The sequence below is a fragment of the Acinetobacter junii CIP 64.5 genome (assembly GCF_000368765.1).
Taxonomy (GTDB): domain Bacteria; phylum Pseudomonadota; class Gammaproteobacteria; order Pseudomonadales; family Moraxellaceae; genus Acinetobacter; species Acinetobacter junii.
In genome coordinates this window covers 17,423-43,565 of sequence record NZ_KB849653.1, presented here as the reverse complement: position 1 = coordinate 43,565, position 26,143 = coordinate 17,423, and the positions used below count along the sequence as shown (strand labels likewise).

Here is a 26,143-nt window from a genome sequence, read left to right as displayed (position 1 = left end):
GTCAGCTTTGTAACCCGGCTACGCCCAAAGACAGTTTATCAAGTTAAATCAAGCCGCAGCGTATTAGAGACTAAAGGGATTATTGCGGATGAATGTATTGAATTGAGCAGTGCGCATGCCAAGAAAAGAGGCGCACCTGAATTATTAAGACGTATAGAGTTTTATGATACAGATAAGAAAAGAACATTCGAATTTCTGAGCAACAACTTTCATTTGGCAGCATCCACCATTGCTGCAATTTATAAAGACCGCTGGAAGATTGAGTTATTCTTTAAAGCCATCAAGCAGAATTTAAAACTGAAGTCATTTCTAGGTCGAAGCCGCAATGCGATACAAACGCAAATATGGATTGCATTAATTGCCTATTTGCTGGTGAACTTCGCTAAACACATGGCACAAGAAGGATGGAGTGTTCAGCGTTTACTGAGAATTATTCAGGTCAATTTATTTGAAAGGAAACTTTTAAGGTCACTCTTTGTGCCTGATAAAAAATGGCGAAAACAAGAAGAACCTCAATTGAGGTTCTTCTTGTGATATTTGTGGGACAGCAGTGACCTAATGGTCGCTTTTTTCTCAAATCAGTTAGAACGCATAACCTAAAGCTAAAACAACTTTATTTTTCTGTTTAGTCTCATCACGTGTATAACCGCCAAAAATGTAATCTAGACTCCACGTTGCGCCAGTTTCACCCAAAGGATGCGATAAACCTAGTGTAGCGTGTCGGAATGCAAAATCTGTTTTGGTGACATCACCTGGTTTTGCTTGATAAGCCAAGTACTCATCATCATCACCATAATAATAAGCCGCAACTTGTGCTTTACCTGTAAATCCGCCAGCTAATTTAGGTGCATAAGTTGCCAAGAAATAGGTGTCACCTTTATTACCAAAAGTCACATTATTTAATAATGTCTGAGCAGTAATATTAAAGTCTTTGTAGCTCAGCCCGACAATTGTTTCATAACCCGTTGATTCCCAGCCTGGATAGTAATAATAAACAGTCCCACCAATTTGATAGCCCAAATCTTCTGTGATTTTTCCTTTGTATCCTGCATACAAATCATTTTCAAATGACTTCTTTTCTTCCTTCACGTCTGTAGGTGAGGTATTAAAATCTGCATAAGCAGCTGTCAATGTTGAAAACCAATAACCCAAATAAAAACCACTATCATGTGCATAATCAAGTCCACCTTGCACCGCAGGTGTATCACTTTCAGGTGAGTTGGTCATACCACGCAAGTTATAACTAGACACAACATTGATATTGCCCGTGATCGTACCTGGAAATGGAAGTTTTTTTTCTTCTGCCATAGTGAGTGTCGAAGCGAATGTAGCGACCCCTAAAGCAACTGCTTGAACTGCAAACTTCATCATATTGATTGCCCCTTTTTATTTACATTTGAATGATTTAAGTCTTAAAGTGAATCAATAGATATTTTGCAAATGCCATGCCATTATTAATAACAATACAAAATTTAATAAATTATTATAAAACAATTATTTATATGCAAGTTAGCATGGTTATTTTTAAGAATGATTAAGTCGCAAAATTAATGATCGAATACCTAACCAAACTGGAGCAAAAAGCGTTCATTCTGGCGCAATGATGCACGTAATACTTAACTCAATATCAATCAAATTGATTAAAAATAAAATGACTAAAGATAAAAAAGCCAGCAAATTGCTGGCTTTCAAAGCATCAATCAATTACATGATTAGAATGTTTTGTTTAATGTAAATACTGCACCTGTTTCAACACCACGTTTATATGGTTGCGCATTTGCATCAATGTTTGTTCCTACAGCAGCTAGTTCAGCTGATAAACCAGGTACTGATTTCACGCTATAAGTTACACCAACTTTCCAATCGACATAGTTATCGTCTTCACTACCGTTGTCACTAAAGTCGTAATCATCAGCTTTAGTATAACCAACGCTAGCTACACCACCAAAACCAGTATCAGCGAAAGGAACAGTATAAGTTGCGTTTAAATACCACGCATCTTCTTCTAAACCAAAGAAGTCGTTGGTGTAGTTAACAGCAGCTAAAAGACTGTCACCAGAAGCAATAACACTGCTGAATCCTAATTTAGCGTATAACTCAAGCCAGTTAAAATCTGAAGCACTTGGATAACCGTAATACCATAAACCAACATCTAATTTTGGCTTACCAGCAAATGGTAATTCTGTTGCATAACCTACATATGGGTCTAACTCCAAATGTGGATCAGCAGAACCAAAATTTACATTTGAACCCCATACCCCTGCATACAAACCAGAAGAATGAGATAAAGCAAAACCACCTTGTAATGCTGGATCACTTTGAGTTTGTGTCATACCACGATAACGGTAGTCTGTAGTTAAAGCAGCATTACCAGAAAAGCTAAGGCCATACTGAGATAAAGTATTTGTTTCTTCGGCCATAGCAAAAGTCGAAGTCACAGCAAAAATACTCAACGCGATCGCTTTACATGCAAATTTCATCATATTGATCTCCCCCATGATGGATATTCGACTGATTTATGTTTTAAGTTGCATCATTTTGTAATTAGCAATTGCTGTGCCAACTTTTAGAAATGCTTGCTAAATCTAGCTTCTGTTCAATAAGAGTGCTATCGACGCCATTTGGCTGTGCTGAAATATTATTTTTTCTTTAATAAGGTTCATTTTTCTGAACTATTAAAAAGCACTACCATTGTTGCGCCTAAAAAATGCACAAAAATAATGCAATTCAATTTAATAAAAAGTGCTGTTCTCCTTAAATAACAATCAAATAAGTTGATATAGCGTGAATCGCCCCCTAAAAGTGCACAGATAAAACTTAAATCTGCCTGAAAATAATGGTGCGTTTTTGTACAGCGAAAAATGTCATTCGTCGGGATGTAATTTTTTGCAAATCAGTCGAATAGCTTTTGATCAAAGAAAAAATAAATCATTAAAATAAAAGAGAAAAAATAGAAACAAATCACGTATTTTTAATGCATTAAGCTAAAAAATAATCAATATATTTTACGATTAAAATAAAACAATATATTAATAAAAATCAATATATTAATTTAAATATGATTTAATTTTAAACGATAATTAAATCATAAAATGTTAGCTGAATTTTGTGTAAAAATGATTAAAATAATTTAATAAAAATCTATATTTTTTTATGTATAACTTATACAATTGGTCAAAATTTCGATTTGATCGAAATTGATCTTATTTATTATGAGGCTACCTATATGCCAAAGGCAAAGAAACTAACATTAGCGGTTTTGATTAATGCCGCATTGATCTCCTCAACATATGCAAGCGAACAAAGCGAAGCTAAAGGTTTTGTTGAGGATGCAAATGGTTCAGTATTGTTCCGCACAGGCTTTTTAAATCGTGATAAAAAAGACGGTTTAACAAATGATACAAGCTCAACAGCGCAAACTGCCATTTTTGATCTTCAATCAGGCTTTACAAAGGGTGTTGTTGGCTTTGGTGTTGGCCTAGTAGGTGATGCATCTTTCAAGCTTGGTGCGAATAATAATACGGGTAATCAAATGATTCCTGTAGATGATCGTGGATTTGCTTATGATCATTGGGCTCGTGGTGGTGCCAATGTGAAAGCACGTATTTCCAACACAACCGTGACTTATGGTACACAGGTGTCAACACTTCCTGTCATGGCAAGTAATCAAGCCCGTTTAGTGCCTGAGTATTACACAGGTGTTTTCATTGAAAGTAATGAAATTCCAAATCTAAATGTGGTTGCAGGTAAATTCACAAAAAACCAAATGTCAAACCAAATTAGTACCGATAAAGATGTGACAGGTCAAGGGCTTGATCGTGCAGTAGTTTGGGGTGCTAAATATAAATTTAATGATCAACTCAATTCATCGTATTATGGCTTAGATGTTCAAGATAAGTTAGAACGTCATTATGCTAATGTAAACTTTACCCAAAGCTTAAAAGACAAGAGTACCTTAACACTTGATGCCATGGGTTATCATACAAAATGGGATAAAGATGCACTCACTGATTCACATACCACAGATGATCTAGCAAACCGTAAAAACTCGATTTGGGCTGTTTCAGTGGGCTATGGCAAAGATGTACATAATGTCATGCTTTCTTATCAAGATAACACAGGTAATACTGGATATGACTATGGCTATAATGCTGATGGTTTACAAAGTATCTGTGTCCCTAATTCCTATTTAGGTGACTTTAATGGTAATGATGAAAAATCTGTCGGGCTACAATATAACTACAACTTCAAAAATCACGGTTTACCTGGTCTAAACTGGACAACTGCATTTGTTTATGGTTGGGATATTGATATCGCTAAAATAACAGATCGCTCAAAAATCATTGACCAAGCCGAAGAACATGAGTTCTTTAACCAAGTCAAATATACAGTTCAAACAGGTGCATTGAAAGATGCAAGCCTACGTGTTCGCTATTCTTACTTACGTTCAAGTGATACCTATAATAATGTTTCTGGTCAATATGTCAGCAATGTCATTGGCTCAACCAATGAATGGCGTTTGTTCCTTGATATTCCTGTGAAACTGTTCTAATTCACAGCTTTATTTAAGTCATAAAAAAACCTCCATTCAATTGAATGGAGGTTTTTTTATCAGCTAGACTTTAAATCATAAAATCTAGCTGAATCTACTCAGAAAATTACTTCTTAGCAGCTTCGATTGCTTTCAATACTTCAGCTTTCGCAACATCAGCACTTTCCCAACCGCTAATTTTTACCCATTTTCCAGGCTCTAAATCTTTATAGTGTGCGAAGAAGTGCTCAACTTGGCTAATCAATAAAGGAGGAAGATCTGTATATTCTTTAACATCTTTATAGAGAGGAGATAACTTCTCATGTGGAACTGCGATGAGTTTCGCATCAATACCACCATCATCTTCCATGTTCAGTTTGCCCACTGGACGGCAACGAATGACTGAACCCGCAGCAACAGGATGTGGCGTTACAACCAATACGTCTAATGGGTCACCATCTTCTGACAATGTATTTGGTACATAACCATAGTTAGCTGGGTAGAACATTGCTGTACCCATAAAACGGTCTACAAATAACGCATCAGAATCTTTATCGATTTCGTATTTGATTGGCGCTGCATTTGCAGGAATCTCAATGATGACATAAATGTCATTTGGTGCGTCTTTACCCGCAGGAATATTGCTATAACTCATATCAACACTCGTTTATCTTGTGAACTTAGATGTAAATCCGAGAGATTATAACGTGAATACAATGAAAATGATGCTAGAAAACCATCAGCTAGAGAATTTTCTATTTTATTTACTTTAAGTCATTTTGACAGTAATCACAAAAAGGAGAATTGGACAAAGTAGCGAAAAAAACCAAATGATCGAACGCAAAGTCGCTAAATTCGCTAGATAACAAATACCGTAAATCACGCGACAAACGATATAAGCCCAACCTAAAGTCATAATAAATTTTTCAGGTACCACCATATATTCAGCCATTAAAATAGCCGCAATAAACAAAGGTAAGCTTTCAAAACTATTTTGCTGTACAGCATTGGCACGTGCGGCCAAACCTGTCGTTTTGGCTAGAAATTCACGCGGATTCTGATTATCTTTTGCTTGGAAACCACCCTTCGATTTTGCAATCAAGGTGAAAACATAGGGCAACAGACACGCGACGATAATAATCAATATAATGCCGCCAATACCTTGCATGCTCACATCCGTCACTTGAAATTCTTTTGATCATGCTATCATAACCTAAAATTTATTTAATTTTCATTTGTGTATATTCGACAAATCTCTCAAGTTTATATGCCATCCACTTGTAACTCATTTTTAGTTTTCTAGGGTTAGACTATGCAACATCCAGATCAAAAAGAAATGTTTGAAGTACTTGCACAGCAACGACAACATCAAGTCCTCGTAGATCGTGTATTGAAAGTCGTGCTGCCAATCATGGCATTTTTGCTTAGCGTAATTTGTGCAAACTTGAACTGGCAATCAACTCTAGGGACCTTTGTTATACTGACGATTGCCTTCTATGCTGTTGGGATTAAGCGTTTAACGCTTTGGCATTGGTTGAGTATTATTGTTGCTTACGCCGTAGCAGATAATTATTTTAGTTTTAATGGGATTGATCCTACTCGTCTACGTTTTCAACTTGCCACAATGGTTGTATTTGTAGGGATTGTCGGCATCGGTCGACCGTATATTGATCGCTGGTTAATGAAGTCGAATAACTCTAAATAAACCCAAATAAAAAACGCCGTGATTGCGGCGTTTTTCTAGCTCCCCCTTTTTTAAGGGTGAGCTGGTTATAGCAGTGTAAAGGTTGGTTGCTTAAGCAGGTTTACGTAAATCTTTACGTAAGATTTTACCTACGTTTGATTTTGGTAAGTCATCCATAAACTCAACATAACGAGGGCATTTGTAACCTGTTAAGTTTTGTTTTGCATAAGCCAAGATTTCTTCAGTCGTTAATGACTGATCTTTTTTCACGATGAATAGTTTTGGCACTTCACCTGATTTTTCATCAGGTACACCAATCGCAGCAACTTCCAATACTTTAGGATGTTTTGCAATCACTTCTTCGATTTCACTTGGATAAACATTAAAGCCTGAAACCAAGATCATATCTTTCTTACGGTCTACAATCTTGAAGTAACCACGTGTATCCATGATACCGACGTCACCAGTACGGAAGAAACCATCTTTAGTCATCACTTTTTCAGTTTCGTCAGGACGGTTCCAGTAACCTTTCATGACTTGAGGACCACGGATTGAAATCTCACCCTGTTCGCCTTGTGCTACTTCGTTACCATCATCATCAAGCAATACAACTTCTGTTAATGGCAATGGAATACCGATTGTGCCACTAAACTCAGTTGTTGTTGGTGGGTTTGCAGTTGCAACTGGTGAAGTTTCAGATAAACCATAACCTTCGATAATGATCGTACCTGTTACTTTCTTCCAAGCAGCAGCAGTTGAAGGCAATACAGCCATACCACCACCCATTGCCATCTTAAGATTGCTATGGTCAAGTTGTTTAAACTCTTCATTGTTCACTAAAGCATTAAATAATGTATTTACTGCTGGGAAGAATGAAGGTTTGTATTTGCGTAATTCACCAACAACAGCTGGTAAGTCACGTGGGTTAGGAATCAAGATATTCGCTTGACCTTTGTACATACCGTAAAGTGCACACACCATGAATGCAAAGATGTGATAAAGCGGTAAAGCACATACGATACGGTCATCTTTAGCACCATCACCCGTACCGAATTTACTTGAGAAAATTCCGTCACACTGCAATAAGTTTGATACAAGGTTGCGATGAGTTAATTCAGCACCTTTTGAAACACCTGTTGTACCACCTGTGTACTGAAGTACAGCAGTGTCACTCAAGGTTAAGCTTGGACGTTTATAATTGCTTGGGCTTACTTTGTTTAATGCAGTATTAAACTTCACATGACCTGGAATGTTCCAAGCAGGAATTTGCTTACGCACTTTACGTAAAACGAAGTTAACGATCGTACCTTTTAAGGTCCCCAACATATCGCCAACAGTTGCTACCACAACATGCTTCACAGGCGTTTTACCAATAATGCTTTGGTATACACTTGCAAAGTTTTCAATGATCACAAGAGCTTCCGCGCCTGAGTCATTTAATTGATGCTCAAGTTCGCGTGCTGTGTAAAGTGGATTCACATTTACCAGTACTAAGCCTGCACGGAATACACCTAAAGCAACCACTGGGTATTGGAATACGTTAGGCATCATCACCGCAACGCGTGATCCTTTTGCCAAACCCAGGCTTTGTAAATATGTTGCGAATTTACGACTAGCGACTTCTAATTCATTATACGTTAAAACTTTATCCATGAAGATAAAGGCATCACGTGAACCAAATTTTTGGAAATTGCGTTCAAAAATATCAACAAGTGAGGTGTTTTCAGCAGGCAGTGCAACTGTTTCTGGAATTCCTGTCTTTTGGTATTCAGCAAACCAAATCTTTTCCATAATGCCATTATCTCCGAGTGTAATCCTTAAAATGTAACAACGTTACTTTCCATGGCAAAACATTTTTTTTAACTTTTTGAATTGCCTTGTCAATCTATTCACACAAGATGAATATATTTCATATATAACGTATTTGTGTCGCAGAATACTAGCCTTATCTCTGAATGAGGAGTCTATTTGCTTTTTGATATCCCCGTGGTAAAAGTTGCCCCTTTGTTGCTCTTTTTCCTATATATTTTTGGAGATCATCCCCTTTCAGTTTTAGATGTTGTTGTCCTGCAGCGACTTGGATTATTTCATCTAAATTCAAGGTTGTCATGGATAAAATTTGCTCTTTTTCATCAAGTTGTATCAACTTGTTACCTTTACCTTTATTCAGCACAGGTAACTCAGTCAAATCAACGATAAGTAACCTACCCGCAGAACTTAAGATTGCAACATGTGTCGCTTGCTGAATTGGCAACAATGGTAATGCCGTCGCTTTATCTGCCACAGTCAAGAAGGATTTACCTGCCTTAGCATTGGTATCAAGTTGAGCTGCTTGTGTTTTGAAGCCGTAACCATTTGAACTCACGGCAAGCAATTCACTCGCATCATCTTCGATAAAGACTTGAATAAATGACACACCGCTGGCCGGTGCAAGTTTAGAACTTAAAGGCTCACCCAATCCACGTGCCGATGGCAAACTACTGATCGGTAAAGCATAGCTTCGACCTGTTTCATCCAAGAAATACACCCGCTGATTGGTCTTTCCAACTGCATGGCTGAGATATTGATCGCCAGCACGATAGTTTAAGTTCGCAGCATCGACATCACCGCCTTTGGCAGCTCTCACCCAACCTGCTTCGGATAAAACAACCGTCACCGTTTCCGCAGGCATTAAGTCCTGCTCTTTAATTTGTACAGCATCAGCACGAGTAACGATAGGTGAACGGCGATCATCACCGAACTTTTTAGCATCTTCTTTTAATTCATTTATGATTAAATTCTTCAATGATTCTGGGTTTGCCAATTGCTCACGAATAATCGCAGCTTTCGCTTCTAACTCTTCCTGCTCACGACGAATTTCCATTTCTTCAAGCTTGGCGAGGTGACGAAGCTTTAACTCTAAAATGGCTTCCGCTTGAATGTCATCAATCCCAAAGTGCTGCATCAACATTGGTTTTGGTTGATCTTCCTCACGAATAATTCGAATCACAGTATCAATATCGAGATAAGCAATTAAAAGACCTGCCAAGATATGCAGTCGTTTTTCGATTTTATTTAAATGGTATTGAAGACGACGTGTCACCGTTTGCTTACGAATTTCAATCCATTCTAATAAAATGCGGCGAATCGATTTAACTTGCGGACGACCATCCGCGCCAATCATATTTAGATTGACGCGATAGCTAGATTCCAAATCCGTCGTAGCAAATAAGTGACTCATTACCGTGTCTGCATCGACACGGTTAGAGCGCAGTACAATCACCAAACGTGTTGGGTTTTGATGATCCGATTCATCTCGTACATCACTGACCAAAGGCAATTTCTTAGCGATCATTTGATCAGCGATTTGAGTAATCACTTTGGAACCTGAAACTTGATACGGTAGTTCAGTAATTACGATTTCATTTTTATCAATGGTATATACCGCACGCATACGATAACTACCACGACCTGTGGTTTGAATTTTTAATAATTCTTCAGGTGGGGTAATAATTTCTGCTTTAGTCGGTAAATCTGGTGCAGGGATGTATTCTGCTAATTTTTCATCTGTGGTTTCAGGATTGCGAATCAATGCAATCGTACCTTTTACCACTTCACGTAAGTTATGAGGCGGAATGTCAGTCGCCATCCCCACCGCAATTCCTGTGGTGCCATTCAGCAAAATATTGGGAATACGTGCAGGTAAAGTAATTGGTTCTTTCATCGAACCATCAAAGTTATCTTGCCATTCGCTGGTGCCCTGTCCTAGTTCACTCAGCAATAATTCACTATAAGCGGACAGTTTAGCTTCGGTATATCGCATCGCAGCGAAGGATTTTGGGTCGTCTGGTGAACCCCAGTTGCCTTGACCTTCGATCAAAGGATAACGATAACTAAATGGCTGAGCCATCAACACCATCGCTTCATAACATGCTGAGTCACCATGTGGATGGTATTTACCCAGTACATCACCGACAGTACGTGCAGATTTCTTTGGCTTACCTGTTGATTTTAAACCCAGCTCACTCATCGCATATACGATACGGCGCTGTACAGGTTTTAAACCATCACTGATATGTGGCAATGCGCGATCCATGATCACGTACATGGCATAGTTTAAATAAGCTTGTTCTGTGAATTCAGCTACGGAACGGTTTTCGGTTGCATGATGTGCAAGGCTGGTCATTTCAGCAAGTCATCCAAAATCATTGTTATCGTCAATGCTTTGTATGCTATGTGGATGAAAGCGTTGTGACAAGCCCTTGTTGTTGTTTAAACGTCAAATGCTGTCTTACAAGAGATGTTATTTTTTAAATACAATCTGAAAAATTATGAGACAAATAAACATAATATTCGGAATAAGATAATTCAGTTGATCTTGTTGAGTATTTCTTAGTAATTTGAACAATCCGACAGTCACTCCGAATAAAAGGAGATCATGCAGAATGTTTAAAACATCTAACTGAAACTTATACTGTGCCAGAAAATATACAATCACCAAGATAAGAAAAAGCTTGTTACTTTTATAAAAATCTTTCTTATCAAACTTGATATCATTCATTTTAATTTATCTCAAAGCATCGCATATACCGCTAGTCAATCAATGCTCATCTGTAGACGAAGCAGATTCTGCATCATCTTCTTTATAAATAAATTTCGGCATTTCTAAGCCAAAATAAATCGCGATCAAACGTAAAGTAAAACCAAAAACCAAAGTGAAAATAACGGTCAAATCATGTGGCAAACCGACCTCTAAGCAGATCCAATAACAGATCACAGCAACAAAAGAGATACTGGCATATAGCTCACGGCGGAAAACTAAAGGCACATCATTACACAGAATATCACGCAGAATACCACCTGATACTCCTGTCAAAACTCCTGCAACGGCTGAGACGACAAAACCGTGCCCCATCGACAACGCAATTTGGCAACCAATAATGGTAAAACCAATTAAACCTAAAGCATCAAGTACCAAGAAGATATTGCGTAAATGCTTCATCCATTTGGCAATAATAATCGTGACAAATGCAGCACAACACGTCAGTACCAAATACTCAGGATGCTTCACCCAAGTTAAAGGATAATGCCCTAACAACACATCTCGAACTGAACCACCACCCAATGCCGTAACACAGGCGATCAGCACCACACCAAACCAGTCCATACTGCGCCGCCCTGCTGACAGTGCACCTGTCATCGCTTCCGCAGTAATGGCAATGATATAAATCACGGTGAGCAACATCTGCCAACATCCTTAAATCAGGCATAAAAGTGGGCGCTATTTTAAGGCAAACTTAGAGGAATTGCGCACAGCATTGCTTAAATTTTTTCCCCGAGCCACAGATACAGGGTTGTTTCATGCTGATCTGCATATTCAGGGTGGGATCAAGAAAATACCAGTGCTGCTGATGCAAAACAAAATGAGAGATTTCATGATGAACGTGTTGCTGTTTTCCATCATGGTAATGGGCCTTGAATTCCACCAAGGTATGGCTTTTATCCAGTTTGGGTTGATGCTGTACCACTTCCAGTTTCAGCCATTGATTGGCCTTGCTCCAATCCGCAATTGCAGCACGGTCTAAAAAAGCCTGTTGCCCCAAAGCCGTGGTTTGCAAAATATAGTCAATCTGCTGCAAGGCAAAGGCGCTGTAGCGTGAACGCATCAACTGTTCGGCAGTTTGGGCCGTTTTCTGTTTCAAATGCAGAGGCTGGCAGCACACCGCATATTGCCCCTGCCCACATGGACAGTTTTCTAAGGAGGTCATTTTCAACTCTCAAATAAAAATAGCCCTGAGAAAATCTTGTAAAACAAGATCAAACTCAAAGGCTATTGAGATGGAAACTAATTACTTCTCTGCTTGTTTCTCTTCCGCGATGATGCGCACTTTCTCAATCTTGTGCCCATCCATGGTCACCACTTCAAAGCGGTAGCCATCTGCTTCAACCGTCTCACCATTTTCAGGTAAACGACCCAAATGGAACAAAAGATAACCCGACAGGGTTGAGTATTCCTCACTTTCATCTACAAGGTCTTTACCCAGCAGCAATGAAACATGGCGAATATCGGTTGAACCCTCCAATATCATGGAACCATCTTCAAGGCTTTCCGCCGCCGCTTCAAGTTCGTCCTCATCAGGGAATTCACCCGCAATCGCTTCCAGTACATCAATCGGCGTTGCAATACCCTCAATTGAACCATATTCATTGAGTACAATCGCCATTTGCAAAGGTGCTTGACGTAATTGCTCCATCACCATCAACACTTGCGCATTTTCATGAACAATCAAAGGTTCTCTAATATGTTTTGTGAAATCAATTGAGCCTGTTTCAATATATTCATTTAATACTTTATGGGTCAGAACAATACCTTCAATATTATCCAACTCACCACGCGCAATAATTAAACGTGAGTGGGTCATTGCCATTAAGCGCTGTTTTAACTCTTCAGGATCAGAATCTAAATCTAACCACTCTAACTCTGGACGAGGTGTCATTACCGATTTAACAGGTCGTTCCGACAATCCCAGTACACCTTGTACAAGTACGCTATGGTATACACCATTATCTTCGTCAAAGACTTCTTTGGCATAAGCTTGAGTTGCTAAAACATCTTCCGCTTCTTTGTTTTGACCATCATTTTTCCCGCCCAACATACGCAACACTGCTGAAGCAGTGCGATAGCGCAAGTCAGTCGTTGTCACAAGTTTTTCTTGGTTACGACGCATAGTTTGGTTGACCATTTCAACCAAAACAGAGAATCCGATCGCTGCGTATAAATAGCCTTTAGGAATATGGAAACCAAAGCCTTCAACGACTAAGGAGAAACCAATCATCATCAAGAAACCGAGACACAGAATCACAACAGTTGGATGTTTGTTGACAAACTCCATCAAAGGACGTGCTGCCAACAACATGATACCAATCGCAATAGTCACCGCGATCATCATCACTGAAAGGTCTTTGACCATACCCACAGCGGTGATCACACTATCAAGTGAGAATACCGCATCAAGTACAACGATCTGAACAACCACCATCCAGAATGCCGCATGAACTGGATTTTCTTCTTTTAAGGTCTGCTTACCTTCAATTCGCTCATGTAATTCCATTGTTCCTTTAAACAATAAGAACACACCACCGAACAACAGAATCAAATCTCGCCCGGAGAAAGGATGATCGAACACATGGAAAAGCGGCTGGGTTAAAGTGACCACCCAAGCGATGGATGCCAACAAAACCAAACGCATTAATAATGCGAGAATTAAACCAATTCTACGAGCAGCAGCACGTTGTTCTGGCGGTAATTTTTCCGCCAAAATCGCAATAAAAACAAGGTTATCAATACCTAATACGATTTCCAATACGACTAGAGTCGCCAAACCAACCCATGCAGAAGGGTCAGACATCCATTCGAAGATCATTGACGAGACTCCTCTGCAAAATTGGCAGCAAGGTATTGGAGTTTAAATTTTAAAAGGCCAGCATTAGCAGCCAAAACATTTTTCTTAGGAAATAAAAACAAAGCGGAGCGACAACAACCACTACTCATAGAGGTACATAAATTAATAAAAGGATTTTCAGTATAGGCAAGATCGTAGTGAAATTCACCTTTTTTATGTGGATGTTTCTTACAAATTCTTTCTAAGTATTGCCAAAAGAGATTGTATGTAAAATGTGCATAAAACTGTCATAAAAGTGATTTAGCCTAGACAACTAGAATGAAAATGATAAGGTGAAAAATAAACGAAATGAATAGTGTACTAAGAATGACTGAGAAAAGAACAACACCTCTCCCAAAAACAACTCAAGCTTTAATTGCGCTATATTGTGGTTCACGTACTGGTAATAAACCAATCTACCGCGATAAAGCGATTGAACTCGCACAGCATGTCGCTGATCAAGGCTTTGGCATCGTATATGGCGGTGCCAGTATTGGTCTAATGGGACAAGTCGCAGATACGGTTTTAGAACATGGTGGCGAAGTCGTTGGCGTAATTCCTGAGTTCATGCTGGATTATGAAATTGCTCATAGTAAACTCACCGAGTTACACGTCGTAGAGACCATGCATGAACGTAAAGCGTTAATGGCTGAGCGTGCTAGTGCCTTTATTGCTCTGCCAGGTGGCTTGGGAACTTTTGAAGAAATTCTAGAAATTGCGACTTGGGGACAACTCAATCAGCATCAAAAACCAATGATTATTTATAACGTCAATCGTTTCTATGATGCACTGATTGCCCAACTTGATTATGCAGTAGAAGAAGGATTTCTTCCCCCTCAACATCGTGCCAAAGTGATTATTTGTGAAACTACTGAACAAATTTCTAATGTAATTAAAAATTTGGATGCACCAACCCATATTGAAGTTTGATGTATTTTGATCAAAAAAGCGGATCTATTGATCCGCTTTTTTATAACTTATTACTGAACATTCACTTGATAAATTGCAGTAGAGCCACTCACTTCATTTCCGACAACCAATAAGGGCTTGCCGTTTGGTGAGTCTTTGGCAGCAATAAAGATCAAACCTTCTGGTCCTAAATCGCCTTGCTTGGCACTATCCGTTTCCACAAAATTACGAGTCGTGAAATATTCAATAAATTTGGGCTGCATTGGCGTAGTAATGTCATATACCATCACGCCACTCATTCGCTCTAAACCAATAAATGCAAAGGTCTTCGCACCAATCGTGCCAAGTGTAATGCCTTCAGGTTCAGGACCTTTATTATCACTACGATCATCTAAACTAACGGCTTCATGATCGGTATTAAAATAAGTTGGAAACAATTCAGCAGCTTTTTTCTCAAACTCACTTCCTGAATCCCATACCAGCTGTCCTTGGGTATTCCAAATACTAAATGAACGTGCGCCATAGGCATACAATTTATCGTAAGTTAATCGTCCATTTGCATCTAGCTTTGGTGATCCATCCGCATTAGTTTGATATCCCATATTCCATGCGATATTTAAACGACCTAAATTACCATCTTTACGACAATCTCCTGCTTCGGTTGCTGTCGCACCACAATAGGCAAATGTAACAGGATTAAGTTTAGCTCCTTTCACACCATTTGCGATCTTTTGTAAATGGGCAGGATAATCACCTTCCGCATTGAAGCCTTTACTGTTAAATAAATGCTTCATACGGATATTTTCAACATAACCTTGAGCTAAGTTACCCGCAAAATAGGCATCTTCATCTTTTAACCATTCACGGCTATCCCCTTCATTGGCTGTGACCAAATAGGTTTGTCCATTCACTTGATAATTCGCAATCGAGTCTGGCTGATACATACCCACTAAACCAGTCCAAGTTTTGATATCTATCTTGCTGTCTCTATCACTGACATCCAGTTCATTACCCATTACGCCATGATCTTTATAGCCTAATGGATAAATATCGGTAACTTTCTGCTGAGCAATATCAATTCGTGCAATCGCATTATTTTCTTGTAATGTCACCCATGCCGTTTTGCTGTCACCTGAAATGGTGATGTATTCGGGTTCTAAATCTTGAGCAACCGTAGCATTTGGTCCAAAAATACGCACACCTTTTGACATGAGATCTGCCTTTTGGCTATTCCAAGCTCTAAAATCAGCAATACTCGCTTTAGGTTGTTTAATGTCTCGAATATCAATAATACTGACCGAACCTTCAGGATCAATCGAATAATCATCATTTGGCTCAGCTTCATTTGCCACTAAAACAGTTTTGCCATTTGGACTAAAGGTCAGCATGTCAGGCAATGAACCTACAGCCACTTTACTCATAAAACTCAAATCTTTGGCATTAAAGAAAACCACGAGACCTGCATCGGTTTTATTTTTTGCTTGGACTGCAATCGCCACGATGCCATTTTGTACGGCAACGCTATTCACTTCTGAGTCAGCTAAATAATCACGTGCAGAGAGTTCTGCAATATGAATAGGTTGTTCAGGCTTAGATGCATCTAGTACATCTACCAAACCTTTTTGTGCATTCACGACAAATAACCGTTTGCTTGCCGCATCATACGCAGGAATTTCTGCTGCACTTTCAGCAAAAATATTGGTTTTATAGTGTCCTAATAAACTTAATTTAATGGTTTCAGGGGTAGGTTCAATTTGTTCTGATTTATTGTTGTTGTCATTATTATCGTTACATGCCACTAATCCCACAGACAGTAAAGCTGTCAATAAAACTGAAATCTTAAACTTCATGATTAATTTCCATACGATTTATTATGTAGGATCAATCTAGTGTTCTGAGATTCAAATTCGATGACATTTTGATGTCATTTCGATGACGTCTCTTTGACAATTATTGTCTTTCTTTCAGGCTCTTTTGCATTAAACTTGAATAGAGTTTTAGCACCTTAAAATATATGACAACGACGACTCATCAAGCTGTACAACCTGAATTTCGCTTGTTGGTATTATTGGTTTCGATAGGCTTCTTTATGCAGGCCTTAGATACCACGATTGTCAACACGGCGATTCCTGCTATGGCAGTTCAGCTCAATGAAGACCCATTGCAAATGCATGGAGTCATTGTCGCTTATGTATTATCCGTCGCAGCCTGTATCCCGTTAAGCGGTTGGCTTGCTGATCGCTTTGGTATTCGCAATATTTATCTCAGTTCGATGGTAATTTTCAGCTTAGCATCACTAGGTTGTGGCTTATCCCAAAATCTCGATCAGTTGCTATTCTTTCGTGTCGTTCAAGGGATTGGCGGTGCATTACTGATGCCTGTTGGTCGTTTGGCACTACTTAAATTAATTCCCCGCTCTCAGTTTCTCTCTGCTATGAGCCTAATGAGTTTGGCTGGTTTAATTGGTCCATTCATGGGACCGACATTGGGCGGATGGCTCGTCGAAGTCACTACATGGCACTGGATTTTTCTGATCAATATCCCGATGGGAGTTTTAGGGATGATCATGACCTTCAAAGTCATGCCTAACCAAAAAGAACCGAGCGTAAAAGCCTTTGATCTAAGTGGTTTTATCTTGCTCATGATCGCAATGGTCGGATTGTCTTTAGGCATTGAAAATATTGCTGCACCTCAATATTCAGGTTTAGTCAGTATTTCCTTATTAGTCGCAGGCACGATTGCAACAGTTGCGTATGCCTATCATGCACATAGCCATCAAAATGCTTTGTTTCATGGACGTTTATTTCGCTATAAGATTTTTTCAATTGGGGTACTAGGAAATTTCTTTGCTCGTCTAGGCAGTAATGCGATTCCCTTTATTTTACCGTTGATGCTGCAAGTGGCTTTTGGCTTCGAACCTTTTATCACAGGTTTAATGATGATCCCGATGGTATTAGGTTCATTATTTTCCAAACCGATTATTCGACCGATTATTCAACGAGTGGGTTATCGTCGCTTTCTGCTCACCAATACCGTATTGGTGGGTCTATGTATTGCCAGTTTTGCATTAATGACCGCTGATACGCCTCTATGGCTAAAAATATTACATTTATTTATCTTTGGGACGCTCAACTCACTGCAATTTGTTGGCATGAATACGCTCACCCTTAAAGATTTACCACAGCATGATGCGAGTAGTGGAAATAGCTTCTTATCGATGATTATGATGCTCTCAATGAGTATCGGGGTTGCTTTAGCAGGCACATTGATCAATGTATATGGTCAACATTTTCCAACATCATCGATAACTACAGCTTTCCATGCCACACTCATCTCTTTAGGATGTATCAATATCATTACTGCTTGGATTTTTTGGCAAATTCCGAAAGAAACAATAGATTAATTAAGTAATAAAATATCAAAAATAAGAAGGATCTAGAGATGATCGTCCCTAAATATTGGGCTGAAGCAAAAACCAAAACGAAATTTGAAGGTCGCCAATATACGATTAAACGCTTTGGTTGGTCAGATGAAAATATTGAAGCGGCTCAGCAGCATGCCGAGCAACGAGTCTTTGAGGCGCTTGAACAACTTAAAATAGATAAAAAGGTTCGGCGTATCGATCATAAAGTTGCTTATAACGGTGCAGAGGGGTTACCTATTCGAGAGGAAATCATCAGCCAGTACGATGATGTGATTATTACGCGTAATAGCTATGGTGCATTATGTCTAAACACACCTGATGTCTTATTCGCTGATATTGATTTTGTGACCCAACCTCATTCTAGTTTGTACTTCATCATTTTCTTTATATTACTGGCTAGCAGCGGTTTAGGCGCATTTTATTTTTCTTCTGGGTTTATCTTTGGCATTGGATTTGTCCTTTCGCTTCTAGTTACGAGCCTGATTGCAAAATCAGTATTTAAATTCCAACAAAAACTTAAGGGCACACCTGAACAACAAGCTCTAGAGAAAATTAGAGCGTTCTCAACACATTATCCAACATGGCACTTACGTGTTTATCGCACGCCGAATGGTTATCGAATTTTAGTTATGCATCAAATCTTTGAGCCTCGAGGTGAGCAAGTTCAATCATTTTTCAAAGCAATTTATGCCGATCCCTATTATGACCTGATGTGCCAAAATCAAAATTGCTTTCGCGCCCGAATCAGCCCTAAACCGTGGCGAATAGGCGTAGAGCGATTAAGACAAGGTATATGGCCGATATCAAACGAGCGCATGGCACACAGAGAAAACTGGGTTCGTGAATATGAACAACAGGCTAAAGATTATGCATCGTGTAGATTTGTGGAACAATTTGGTAGTCAGATGGTTCATCCCAAAGCAAAACGAGTACAATCAATCCATGATCAGTATTGTAAATCCGACTCTCTATTAGACCTTGCATAACTTCTGACGACATGGCGAAAAAAACTGCGAAATACCGACTCTCTGAGCATTATCCGACTTATACCAGTATCGGTTTAGCCGTCATGTTAGGTATCGTCAGTTATTTCGGTTTGTTCTACCAACAAAAAGCTTCTGCACAAGATTATTCGATTCGCGGTTTTGATGTTTCACATCATCAAGGTGAGATTAACTGGAAAAAAATCTCTCCGATGCAATATCAATTTGTCTATCTCAAAGCCACAGAAGGTGGCGATTTTAAAGATCGTAAGTTTCAGGACAACTGGCTAAAAGCTCGCGAACAGGGGTTGCATGTCGGTGCTTATCATTTCTATCGCCTGTGTCGTGATGGCAAAGTTCAAGCTGAAAATTTTATCGCGACTGTTCCAAAGAAAGCAGATGCCCTTCCCCCTGTGATTGATTTGGAATATGACAGTAATTGTATTAATACCTATACCAAAGAACAGTTACTCAAAGAAATTCAGGTCATGCATGATCAATTACAACAACATTATGGCAAACAACCTATTTTCTATATTTCTAAGAGTTTTTATCACATCGTTTTGATGGGGAGCTTTAACGATACGCCGCTATGGGTTCGTGATTACGAAGCTAAACCTGAATTAAAAGACGGACGTAAATGGCTATTTTGGCAACACACCCAAACTGGAAAAATTGATGGGATACCTAAAGCAGTTGATTTAAATGTGTATGCGGATTCACCACGCCAGTGGCGTATCTTTCTTGAGCAGCAAGGCATTCAAGATGGCAAATGAGTTACGCAAAATCATTCATATCGATATGGATGCTTTTTTTGCCTCAGTTGAGCTGCGTGATCGTCCTGAACTTAAAGATTTACCAGTGGTCATTTCCTCACACCACCCACGCGCTGTCATTGCCGCTGCCTCCTACCCTGCTCGTGTTTTTGGTCTACGTTCTGCGATGTCGATGGGACAAGCAAAAAAGCTTTGTCCTCAAGTGGTGGTGATTGAACCTCATTTTGAGAAATATCGAGAGGTTTCAGCACAAATTCATCAAATTTTTCAGCAATACACACCACTCATCGAACCATTATCTTTAGATGAGGCTTATTTGGATGTCACTGAGAATCTAAAAAACATCCCGAGCGCTACTGAAGTTGCGACTCAAATTCGCGCAGATATTTTTGCCGTCACAGGACTGACAGCCTCTGCAGGCGTTGCACCTAATAAGTTTTTGGCTAAGATCGCATCTGATTGGAATAAACCGAATGGATTATTTGTAATCAAACCCCATCAAATCCAACATTTTGTTCAAGACTTAGCACTGAATAAAATCCCTGGCGTTGGCAAAGTCACGCATGAAAAATTAAATCAATTAAATTTACACACCTTGGGCGACCTACAAAAAATAGAAGAGAACGTACTCATCCATCACTTCGGAAAATACGGTAAACAGCTGTATTTATACGCACAAGGTATTGATCATCGTCCCGTCAAAGCAGAACGTGAACGCCAACAAATCTCGAAAGAAGTTACCTTTGATGATGACTACACATTGAATCAATGTGCTCATGCTTGGCAGCCTTTAGCAGAACAAGTCTGGCGCAGTTTGCAAAGAAAAGAAATGACTGCTCGTGGGGTCAACGTCAAACTCAAACTCAAAAACTTTCAAACCTTGCAGCATAGTAAGAGTTTTAAACTCCCTCTGCGCTCGCAGCAAGATTTAGAACAAGTGGTTTTGCAATTAATCGAAGAAATGCATATTGATCAAAGTTTTCAGTTCCGTTTAGTCGGTGTAGGCGTTTACCAACTACAGACGCATGAGGAAGAATCTCAACTTTCCTTGTGGTAACGTTGCTTTTTTATGCAAAAGCACAATTCTCGTTCAAATTTATGTTTGCTTTTTATGCGGTTTTCAGTACTCTAAGCATCGCAGTGACATTATCCTTGTCATTTGCTCTTGCTAAAGAAATCCTCGCTTTTAGCATTTGCTCCTGTGGTTGGCGTGACGATCAAATCCGAATATTACAGGGCACTTCAAGTGTCCTTTGCTTTATTAAAAAATTATAAAAATGAGTATTCATAGTTTTCTCTACCACATCTTCCGCTAAACTAACCCAATAAAATTAGAAAATATTGATTAGTTAATCATGATGAATCAAAAACAAATTCTCTGTGTTGAAGATGAAGCTGCGATTATTCTTCCGCTACGCTATGCACTTGAGCGCGAAGGCTGGAGTGTAAGCTGGGCAAATACAGGGGCTCAAGCACTACAATATCTTTCAGAACAAGCTTTTGATTTTATTATTTTAGATGTTGGTTTACCTGATCAGAATGGTTTTGAAGTCTGCAAACAGCTACGCCAAAAATATCAAACACCTTTATTATTCCTCACTGCACGTGATGATGAAATTGATCGGGTTGTCGGTCTAGAAATCGGCGCAGATGATTATTGTACAAAGCCTTTTAGCGCACGAGAAATTGTGGCACGAATCAAAGCCATTTGGCGCAGAATGGAAATACAGGCGCAAAATATCTCATCACAACCATCAATCAGCCAAGTAGAAATACCCCTACAATCTGCAACATGGACGTGTAATCCGCAATCGCTACAGATTCAATATCATGGGCAAATACTGCACCTGACACGCTATGAATATCGTTTGTTATTTTTACTGATTCAGCATCCTGAACAAGTCTTTAGTCGACAACAACTGATGGATCATATTTGGGAACATCCTGAGCATAGCCTAGAACGTACAGTCGATACCCATATTAAAAGTTTAAGACAAAAGCTTAAACAAATTACCCCTGATGATGATCCCATTCAGACACATCGAGGGTTTGGGTATAGTTTAGTGAAGTTAGGTTAACCAATGTCCATCTTTATCCGCATTTGGTTTTTCTTTAGCTTAGTGGTTGTGCTGAGCCTGAGCTTTATTGCCTACACGTTGAATCAACAGGTTAAACCAAATGTACGTCAAGTAGTCGAAGATACTCTCGCCGAGAATGCCAATATTATTGCCCAACTGATTGCAGAAGATGTGGCTCAACAAAAAGTCAGTACACCTGAATTTGATCAAAAAATTCAAGCAGCATTATCACGCCAACTCAATGCCACAATTTGGCAGCATCAAAAAGATGAAATTAACCAACAACTGTATATTACAGATCAGCACGGTATTGTCATCTACGACTCCGAAGGTCAAGCCGTTGGGCAAGACTATTCTAAATGGAATGATGTTTATCTGACTTTACGCGGCAAATACGGCGCACGTTCTACTGCAACCAATCCTTATGATCGAAACAGCAGCGTGATGCATATTGCTGCACCCATTATTTACAAACAACAATTACTTGGTGTAGTTAGCATTGGTAAACCAAATCAATCCGTACAACCGTATATTGCTCGTGCAGAACGTCAACTGATTCATCAGGCGCTATGGATCGCCGCATTGAGTTTATTACTCGCAAGCATGGTGGCATATTGGTTAAGACACAGTATTGATAAGGTGCGTCGCTATGCTCAAGCACTAGCACCCGTCAATCAAGCTCCATTTTTCTATTCTGCAAAAGAGCTCAACCAAGTGACACAAGCGCTCAGTGAAATGCGAGAGAAACTCGAAGATCGTGCTTATGTCGAAAATTATGTCAATACGCTAACCCACGAGTTAAAAAGCCCACTCACGGCAATTCAAGCCAGTGCAGAACTATTACAAGATGATTTACCCTTAGCAGATCAACAACAATTTGCAGCACATATTGTTGAGCAAAGTCATCGCTTACAATCTTTAATCGAACGCATGCTACTGCTCACACGCTTAGAGAAAAATCAGCACGCCTTAGAGTTTCAAAACATTGATTTATCAAAATTAATTCGGGATTGTTTGATACAACAACAGAGTGCTCTCCAAATTAAACAAATTCAAGTAGAGCTGAATATTCCTGAATATTGCGCAATCTATGCTGATCCCTTTTGGCTTAAACAAGCAATCAATAATCTTTTAGATAACGCAAGAGACTTTTGCTCTGAACAAGGTCTTCTCGCAATTCAACTCAGGGCAAATACCATCACTATCACTGGTGGTATTGAAATACTATTATTCAATGAGGGTGAAGCCATCCCTGAATACGCTTTAAATCGTGTCTTTGAAACCTATTTTTCATTACCTCGTCCCCAAAATCAGCAACGAAGTACAGGTATTGGTCTGAGTATCGTGCAGCAGATTATCCAACAGCATCAAGGTCACGTCACCATTCAAAATATCCCTGAAAATTATTTAGATTTCTTAGAGCAACACAAATCAGGAGTACTGGTAAAAATTATACTTCATCGAAACTTCACATAAGCTTCAATTACAACTCATTTAGAACGCATATCGATTCGAGATACTTGTCATACCACAATGACAATGGAATCCACCATGCGCAGAAACTTTATTAATCTGAAAATAGGAGCGATTTTGTTCCTGATTTTGATTTTTTATATTGGTCTTTTTTTTATCTCTAACTTAGTAGATGAGCGCCAAAGCTATCAACAACAAGTGATTCAGGACATTGCAAAAGAACAAATTCGCCCACAACAAGTGATTGCACCCTATTTAAAACTTCCCTATCAAATTCAAACTACATGTACCGATGAACAAAAGAAAACTTACGATTGCACGCAAACAGCATTTATTACCTTAGGTGCAGAAACAACAGACTGGACAGCTGAATTTAAAGTTTCAGACAATACCTACAAACGTAGTATGTATAAAGCGATTAGTTATCAAAATCACATGCAAGGAAAAGGCGTATTTAAAGGCGCTACGATTGAACCTCAACACAACTATCTTTGGGATCAAGCTGAAATCATTTTTCCTATCCAAGATGCTCGCGGTCTAAACGCAAAGCCAACATTTAATATTGATGGAAAAAATTACAAATTTGACTTTTCTGAACAAAGCCAAGGACAGCATGGCTTTGATCTACTACATATCACCAGCAAGCAATATCCTGAACTGATTCAAAAATTCCAAAAAGGTTTTAGCTTTAGCCTACAATTTGATCTAGAAGGTTTAAGCGAATTTGCCTTTATCCCAACCAGTTACGAGATGACATATCAAGCTAAAGGCAATTGGGGTGATGTGAAATACGATGGTCAAAGTTTACCGTTTAAGAAACTGAGCAAAAGACAACTTTTTGAAGCGGACTGGAAAAATATTGCTTTAGGTAAACGTAATTTAGATCGTCTCTCAACCTGTGAAAATAGTCAGTGTTTTTACCAAGCTTTAAATACTCAAAGCAATCTGATCAGTGATGTTGAAGCTGCTTATGCTACTTCAAATACATCTTCAAATAACATTTCTGGTATTTCAACGCAATTTTTAGAACCCGTTAATATTTATACCCAAACTGATCGTGCCATCAAATATGGCATTATGGTGATCATTATTACCTTTGGTTGCTTCTTTTTATTCGAGGTTTTGAAGAATCTCAAAATTCATCCTGTTCAGTATGCTTTGGTTGCCATGGCACAAGGCGTGTTCTTCGTCTTATTACTATCAATCAGTGAATATTACGCTTTTTCCCTTGCCTATCTGATTGCGGCAGTTGCATGTATTGGCTTGATTACTTGGTATTTATACTTCGTCGTTCAAGGTTTTAAAGCCGCCATACTCTTCGGTGTTTTGCTCAGTGCTTTATACGGCATGATGTATCTATTACTACAATCCAGCGGAAAAACTTTCTTGTTTGGCTCCATTTTGTCTTTCATTTTAATTGCATGCGTCATGTACATCACACGCCACGTCAATTGGTATCAATCCGAACAACAAAACATATAAACGAATCGGGCAAAGTCATATCTTTGCCCAATTTTTAACAATGATGATAAGGAATAAGATCATGTATCACACGACCACTTCAGCTTTGAGCCAACTCAAACAACTGTGTCCCAACCAGAGCTCTATTGCGAGCTGTTTAAATCAACTTCGATAAGCCAAAATTCAATTTCTGAATCTAGGCAATATTATTATTTGCCCACAATCCCGCTCTATTTTGATTTTCAAACAACGTAAATTAATGGAAATAGAAACTTTTTCAGCCTAATTTAAACAAATTTACACTGCATCAGAATCGTATCAAGTACAATCTTTTCTATTGTTATTCATTCAGGTAAATCTTATGTCTGTGCAGCGTTTGCATGTCACTTCTCGTTACTGCGAAGTCGCAATTTCAGGAAATTTGGTTCATTTAGCAGGTCAATTAGCTGATGATACCAGTGTAAATGTAACTGCTCAGACACAGCAGACTTTAGATAATATCGATCGTTTACTAGCGGAAGCGGGAACAGATAAAACCCATATTTTGTCAGTGCTTATTTTTCTTAAAGACATCGAGAAAGATTATGCCGCGATGAATGCGGTTTGGGATGCATGGATTGCTGAAGGTCATCCCCCAGCACGTACCTGCGTAGAATCTAAACTCTATGCACCTGACGTACTAGTAGAAATGACCGTTACTGCTGTTCTTCCAGATTAAGACGATTTTGCAGCAAACATACTGTACTTCATCATACGTTCTGTTTGAGGCAATGAGGTAGATGAAGTTGTCATAATGGTATTTGATTCATAAGGATCAGATACCAAATCTTCACGTAATTCATGTTCTGTTGGAATACTACTGTAGCGTAGCACTTTATAACCAGCCAGCTCCAACAAACTATCTTGATAGTATTTTTGATTCAAACGATTAATTGAAGACTCATCTGCAATCTCAATCACAGCGAGAACCTGATATTGTTGATCAAGCACCACAAAATCTGCCACTAGTCCTTGATACTTACGGCGTGTATGCGCATATTTTGTTGTCAATAAAGCATCAAAAGACACGTGTGCAAGTACAGTATGCCGTGGCAAAACAGCCTGTAAGCGCATAAGTGTAATTTGTTCAGAAATCGTGAGAATGCCGCGGCGTTTTAACGGGCTATCTTGACGTTGATTTTGATGCATACGCCGAAGCGCGAGTGCTGCAATTATTAGCAACCCAGCTAATGTAATGAAATAATACATTTCTAACCAATCCCTTTAGATTTTTTATAATCATTTGGCTTTATGCCATTTTTTTAATCAATAACAGCGATAGCAAAGTCATTTTAGCAGTGCAACTTTAAAGTTTTTAATCGTTTTCTACTAGTCGACCAAAGTCGTAAAAGCTGTTCTGCTCT

General features: G+C 39.0%; 23 protein-coding genes and 1 pseudogene. 13 read left to right on the top strand and 11 right to left on the bottom strand.

Annotated features, from left to right (window positions below):
• Positions 1–534 (top strand): transposase (locus F948_RS00205; protein ID WP_004958456.1); only part of this gene is annotated, 534 nt, incomplete at its 5' end.
• 48 nt (positions 535–582) lie between these two features.
• Here F948_RS00205 and F948_RS00200 read toward each other — a convergent pair.
• Together F948_RS00200 and F948_RS00195 are read right to left on the bottom strand one after the other, a co-directional pair.
• The gene (locus F948_RS00200; protein ID WP_004957280.1) at positions 583–1,371 is read right to left on the bottom strand and encodes a TorF family putative porin; all 789 of its coding nucleotides are present in this window, start codon (positions 1,369–1,371) and stop codon (positions 583–585) included.
• 341 nt (positions 1,372–1,712) lie between these two features.
• Positions 1,713–2,483 (bottom strand): TorF family putative porin, encoded by a 771-nt coding sequence (locus F948_RS00195; protein WP_004917065.1) that lies wholly within the window; start codon positions 2,481–2,483, stop codon positions 1,713–1,715.
• A gap of 743 nt (positions 2,484–3,226) precedes the next feature.
• Here F948_RS00195 and F948_RS00190 point away from each other — a divergent pair.
• Complete coding sequence (locus F948_RS00190) at positions 3,227–4,552, top strand: OprD family outer membrane porin (protein ID WP_004958452.1); 1,326 nt, start codon at positions 3,227–3,229, stop codon at positions 4,550–4,552.
• A 106-nt stretch (positions 4,553–4,658) separates the two neighbouring features.
• Here the strand turns inward: F948_RS00190 and ppa are convergent, their stop codons facing one another.
• Positions 4,659–5,186 (bottom strand): inorganic diphosphatase, encoded by a 528-nt coding sequence (gene ppa, locus F948_RS00185; RefSeq protein WP_004957263.1) that lies wholly within the window; start codon positions 5,184–5,186, stop codon positions 4,659–4,661.
• A gap of 114 nt (positions 5,187–5,300) precedes the next feature.
• Complete coding sequence (locus F948_RS00180; protein ID WP_004957262.1) at positions 5,301–5,699, bottom strand: MAPEG family protein; 399 nt, start codon at positions 5,697–5,699, stop codon at positions 5,301–5,303.
• Between the two features lie 144 nt (positions 5,700–5,843).
• On the opposite strand from F948_RS00180, the gene F948_RS00175 reads away from it, so the two are divergent.
• Positions 5,844–6,236 (top strand): hypothetical protein, encoded by a 393-nt coding sequence (locus F948_RS00175; RefSeq protein ID WP_004958447.1) that lies wholly within the window; start codon positions 5,844–5,846, stop codon positions 6,234–6,236.
• A gap of 90 nt (positions 6,237–6,326) precedes the next feature.
• On the opposite strand, the gene F948_RS00170 is transcribed toward F948_RS00175, so the two are convergent.
• The 5 genes from F948_RS00170 to F948_RS00145 all read right to left on the bottom strand — a co-directional run bounded on the left by F948_RS00170 (position 6,327) and on the right by F948_RS00145 (position 13,618).
• Complete coding sequence (locus F948_RS00170; RefSeq protein WP_004958444.1) at positions 6,327–8,006, bottom strand: long-chain-fatty-acid--CoA ligase; 1,680 nt, start codon at positions 8,004–8,006, stop codon at positions 6,327–6,329.
• Between the two features lie 154 nt (positions 8,007–8,160).
• Positions 8,161–10,380 carry a DNA topoisomerase IV subunit A gene (gene parC / locus F948_RS00165; protein ID WP_004958441.1) on the bottom strand — a complete coding sequence of 740 codons (2,220 nt, stop codon included), beginning with the start codon at positions 10,378–10,380 and terminating at the stop codon, positions 8,161–8,163.
• 414 nt (positions 10,381–10,794) lie between these two features.
• The gene (locus F948_RS00155; RefSeq protein WP_004958438.1) at positions 10,795–11,439 is read right to left on the bottom strand and encodes a trimeric intracellular cation channel family protein; all 645 of its coding nucleotides are present in this window, start codon (positions 11,437–11,439) and stop codon (positions 10,795–10,797) included.
• A 52-nt stretch (positions 11,440–11,491) separates the two neighbouring features.
• Positions 11,492–11,962 (bottom strand): YchJ family protein, encoded by a 471-nt coding sequence (locus tag F948_RS00150; RefSeq protein WP_004958435.1) that lies wholly within the window; start codon positions 11,960–11,962, stop codon positions 11,492–11,494.
• Positions 11,963–12,043: 81 nt separating this feature from the next.
• Complete coding sequence (locus F948_RS00145) at positions 12,044–13,618, bottom strand: TerC family protein (protein ID WP_004958431.1); 1,575 nt, start codon at positions 13,616–13,618, stop codon at positions 12,044–12,046.
• Positions 13,619–13,945: 327 nt separating this feature from the next.
• Here F948_RS00145 and F948_RS00135 point away from each other — a divergent pair, with 327 nt between their 5' ends.
• Positions 13,946–14,566, top strand: a complete 621-nt coding sequence (locus F948_RS00135) for an LOG family protein (protein ID WP_004917099.1) — start codon at positions 13,946–13,948, stop codon at positions 14,564–14,566.
• A 50-nt stretch (positions 14,567–14,616) separates the two neighbouring features.
• Here F948_RS00135 and F948_RS00130 read toward each other — a convergent pair whose 3' ends face one another.
• Positions 14,617–16,395 carry a choice-of-anchor I family protein gene (locus tag F948_RS00130; RefSeq protein WP_004958428.1) on the bottom strand — a complete coding sequence of 593 codons (1,779 nt, stop codon included), beginning with the start codon at positions 16,393–16,395 and terminating at the stop codon, positions 14,617–14,619.
• Positions 16,396–16,559: 164 nt separating this feature from the next.
• Here F948_RS00130 and mdtD point away from each other — a divergent pair, with 164 nt between their 5' ends.
• The 9 genes and pseudogenes from mdtD (at position 16,560) to F948_RS00090 (ending at position 25,458) form a co-directional block, all read left to right on the top strand.
• Complete coding sequence (mdtD, locus tag F948_RS00125) at positions 16,560–17,948, top strand: multidrug transporter subunit MdtD (RefSeq protein ID WP_004958424.1); 1,389 nt, start codon at positions 16,560–16,562, stop codon at positions 17,946–17,948.
• Positions 17,949–17,986: 38 nt separating this feature from the next.
• On the top strand, positions 17,987–18,955 hold the full coding sequence (locus F948_RS00120; RefSeq protein WP_004958421.1) for a hypothetical protein: 969 nt from the start codon (positions 17,987–17,989) through the stop codon (positions 18,953–18,955).
• Positions 18,956–18,966: 11 nt separating this feature from the next.
• A complete protein-coding gene (locus F948_RS00115) occupies positions 18,967–19,728 on the top strand; it encodes a glycoside hydrolase family 25 protein (RefSeq protein ID WP_004917111.1) in 762 nt (253 codons plus the stop codon).
• Positions 19,718–20,785: a DNA polymerase IV gene (gene dinB / locus F948_RS00110; protein WP_004958417.1), complete on the top strand. Its 1,068-nt coding sequence runs from the start codon at positions 19,718–19,720 to the stop codon at positions 20,783–20,785. Before F948_RS00115 ends, dinB begins: the two co-directional genes overlap by 11 nt.
• A 298-nt stretch (positions 20,786–21,083) precedes the next feature.
• Positions 21,084–21,806, top strand: coding sequence for a two-component system response regulator CreB (creB, locus tag F948_RS00105; RefSeq protein WP_004958414.1), 723 nt, complete (start codon positions 21,084–21,086; stop codon positions 21,804–21,806).
• 3 nt (positions 21,807–21,809) lie between these two features.
• The gene (gene creC, locus F948_RS00100) at positions 21,810–23,282 is read left to right on the top strand and encodes a two-component system sensor histidine kinase CreC (protein WP_004958409.1); all 1,473 of its coding nucleotides are present in this window, start codon (positions 21,810–21,812) and stop codon (positions 23,280–23,282) included.
• A 75-nt stretch (positions 23,283–23,357) separates the two neighbouring features.
• A complete protein-coding gene (creD, locus tag F948_RS00095) occupies positions 23,358–24,761 on the top strand; it encodes a cell envelope integrity protein CreD (protein WP_004958405.1) in 1,404 nt (467 codons plus the stop codon).
• A gap of 61 nt (positions 24,762–24,822) precedes the next feature.
• Positions 24,823–25,026 (top strand): annotated as a pseudogene (locus F948_RS15805) (hypothetical protein).
• Between the two features lie 75 nt (positions 25,027–25,101).
• Entirely contained in the window at positions 25,102–25,458 is a 357-nt protein-coding gene (locus F948_RS00090) for a RidA family protein (RefSeq protein WP_004958403.1), read from the top strand.
• Here the strand turns inward: F948_RS00090 and F948_RS00085 are convergent.
• The gene (locus tag F948_RS00085; RefSeq protein WP_004957216.1) at positions 25,455–25,988 is read right to left on the bottom strand and encodes a DUF2726 domain-containing protein; all 534 of its coding nucleotides are present in this window, start codon (positions 25,986–25,988) and stop codon (positions 25,455–25,457) included. The genes F948_RS00090 and F948_RS00085 overlap by 4 nt on opposite strands.
• Between the last annotated feature and the right edge of the window lie 155 nt (positions 25,989–26,143).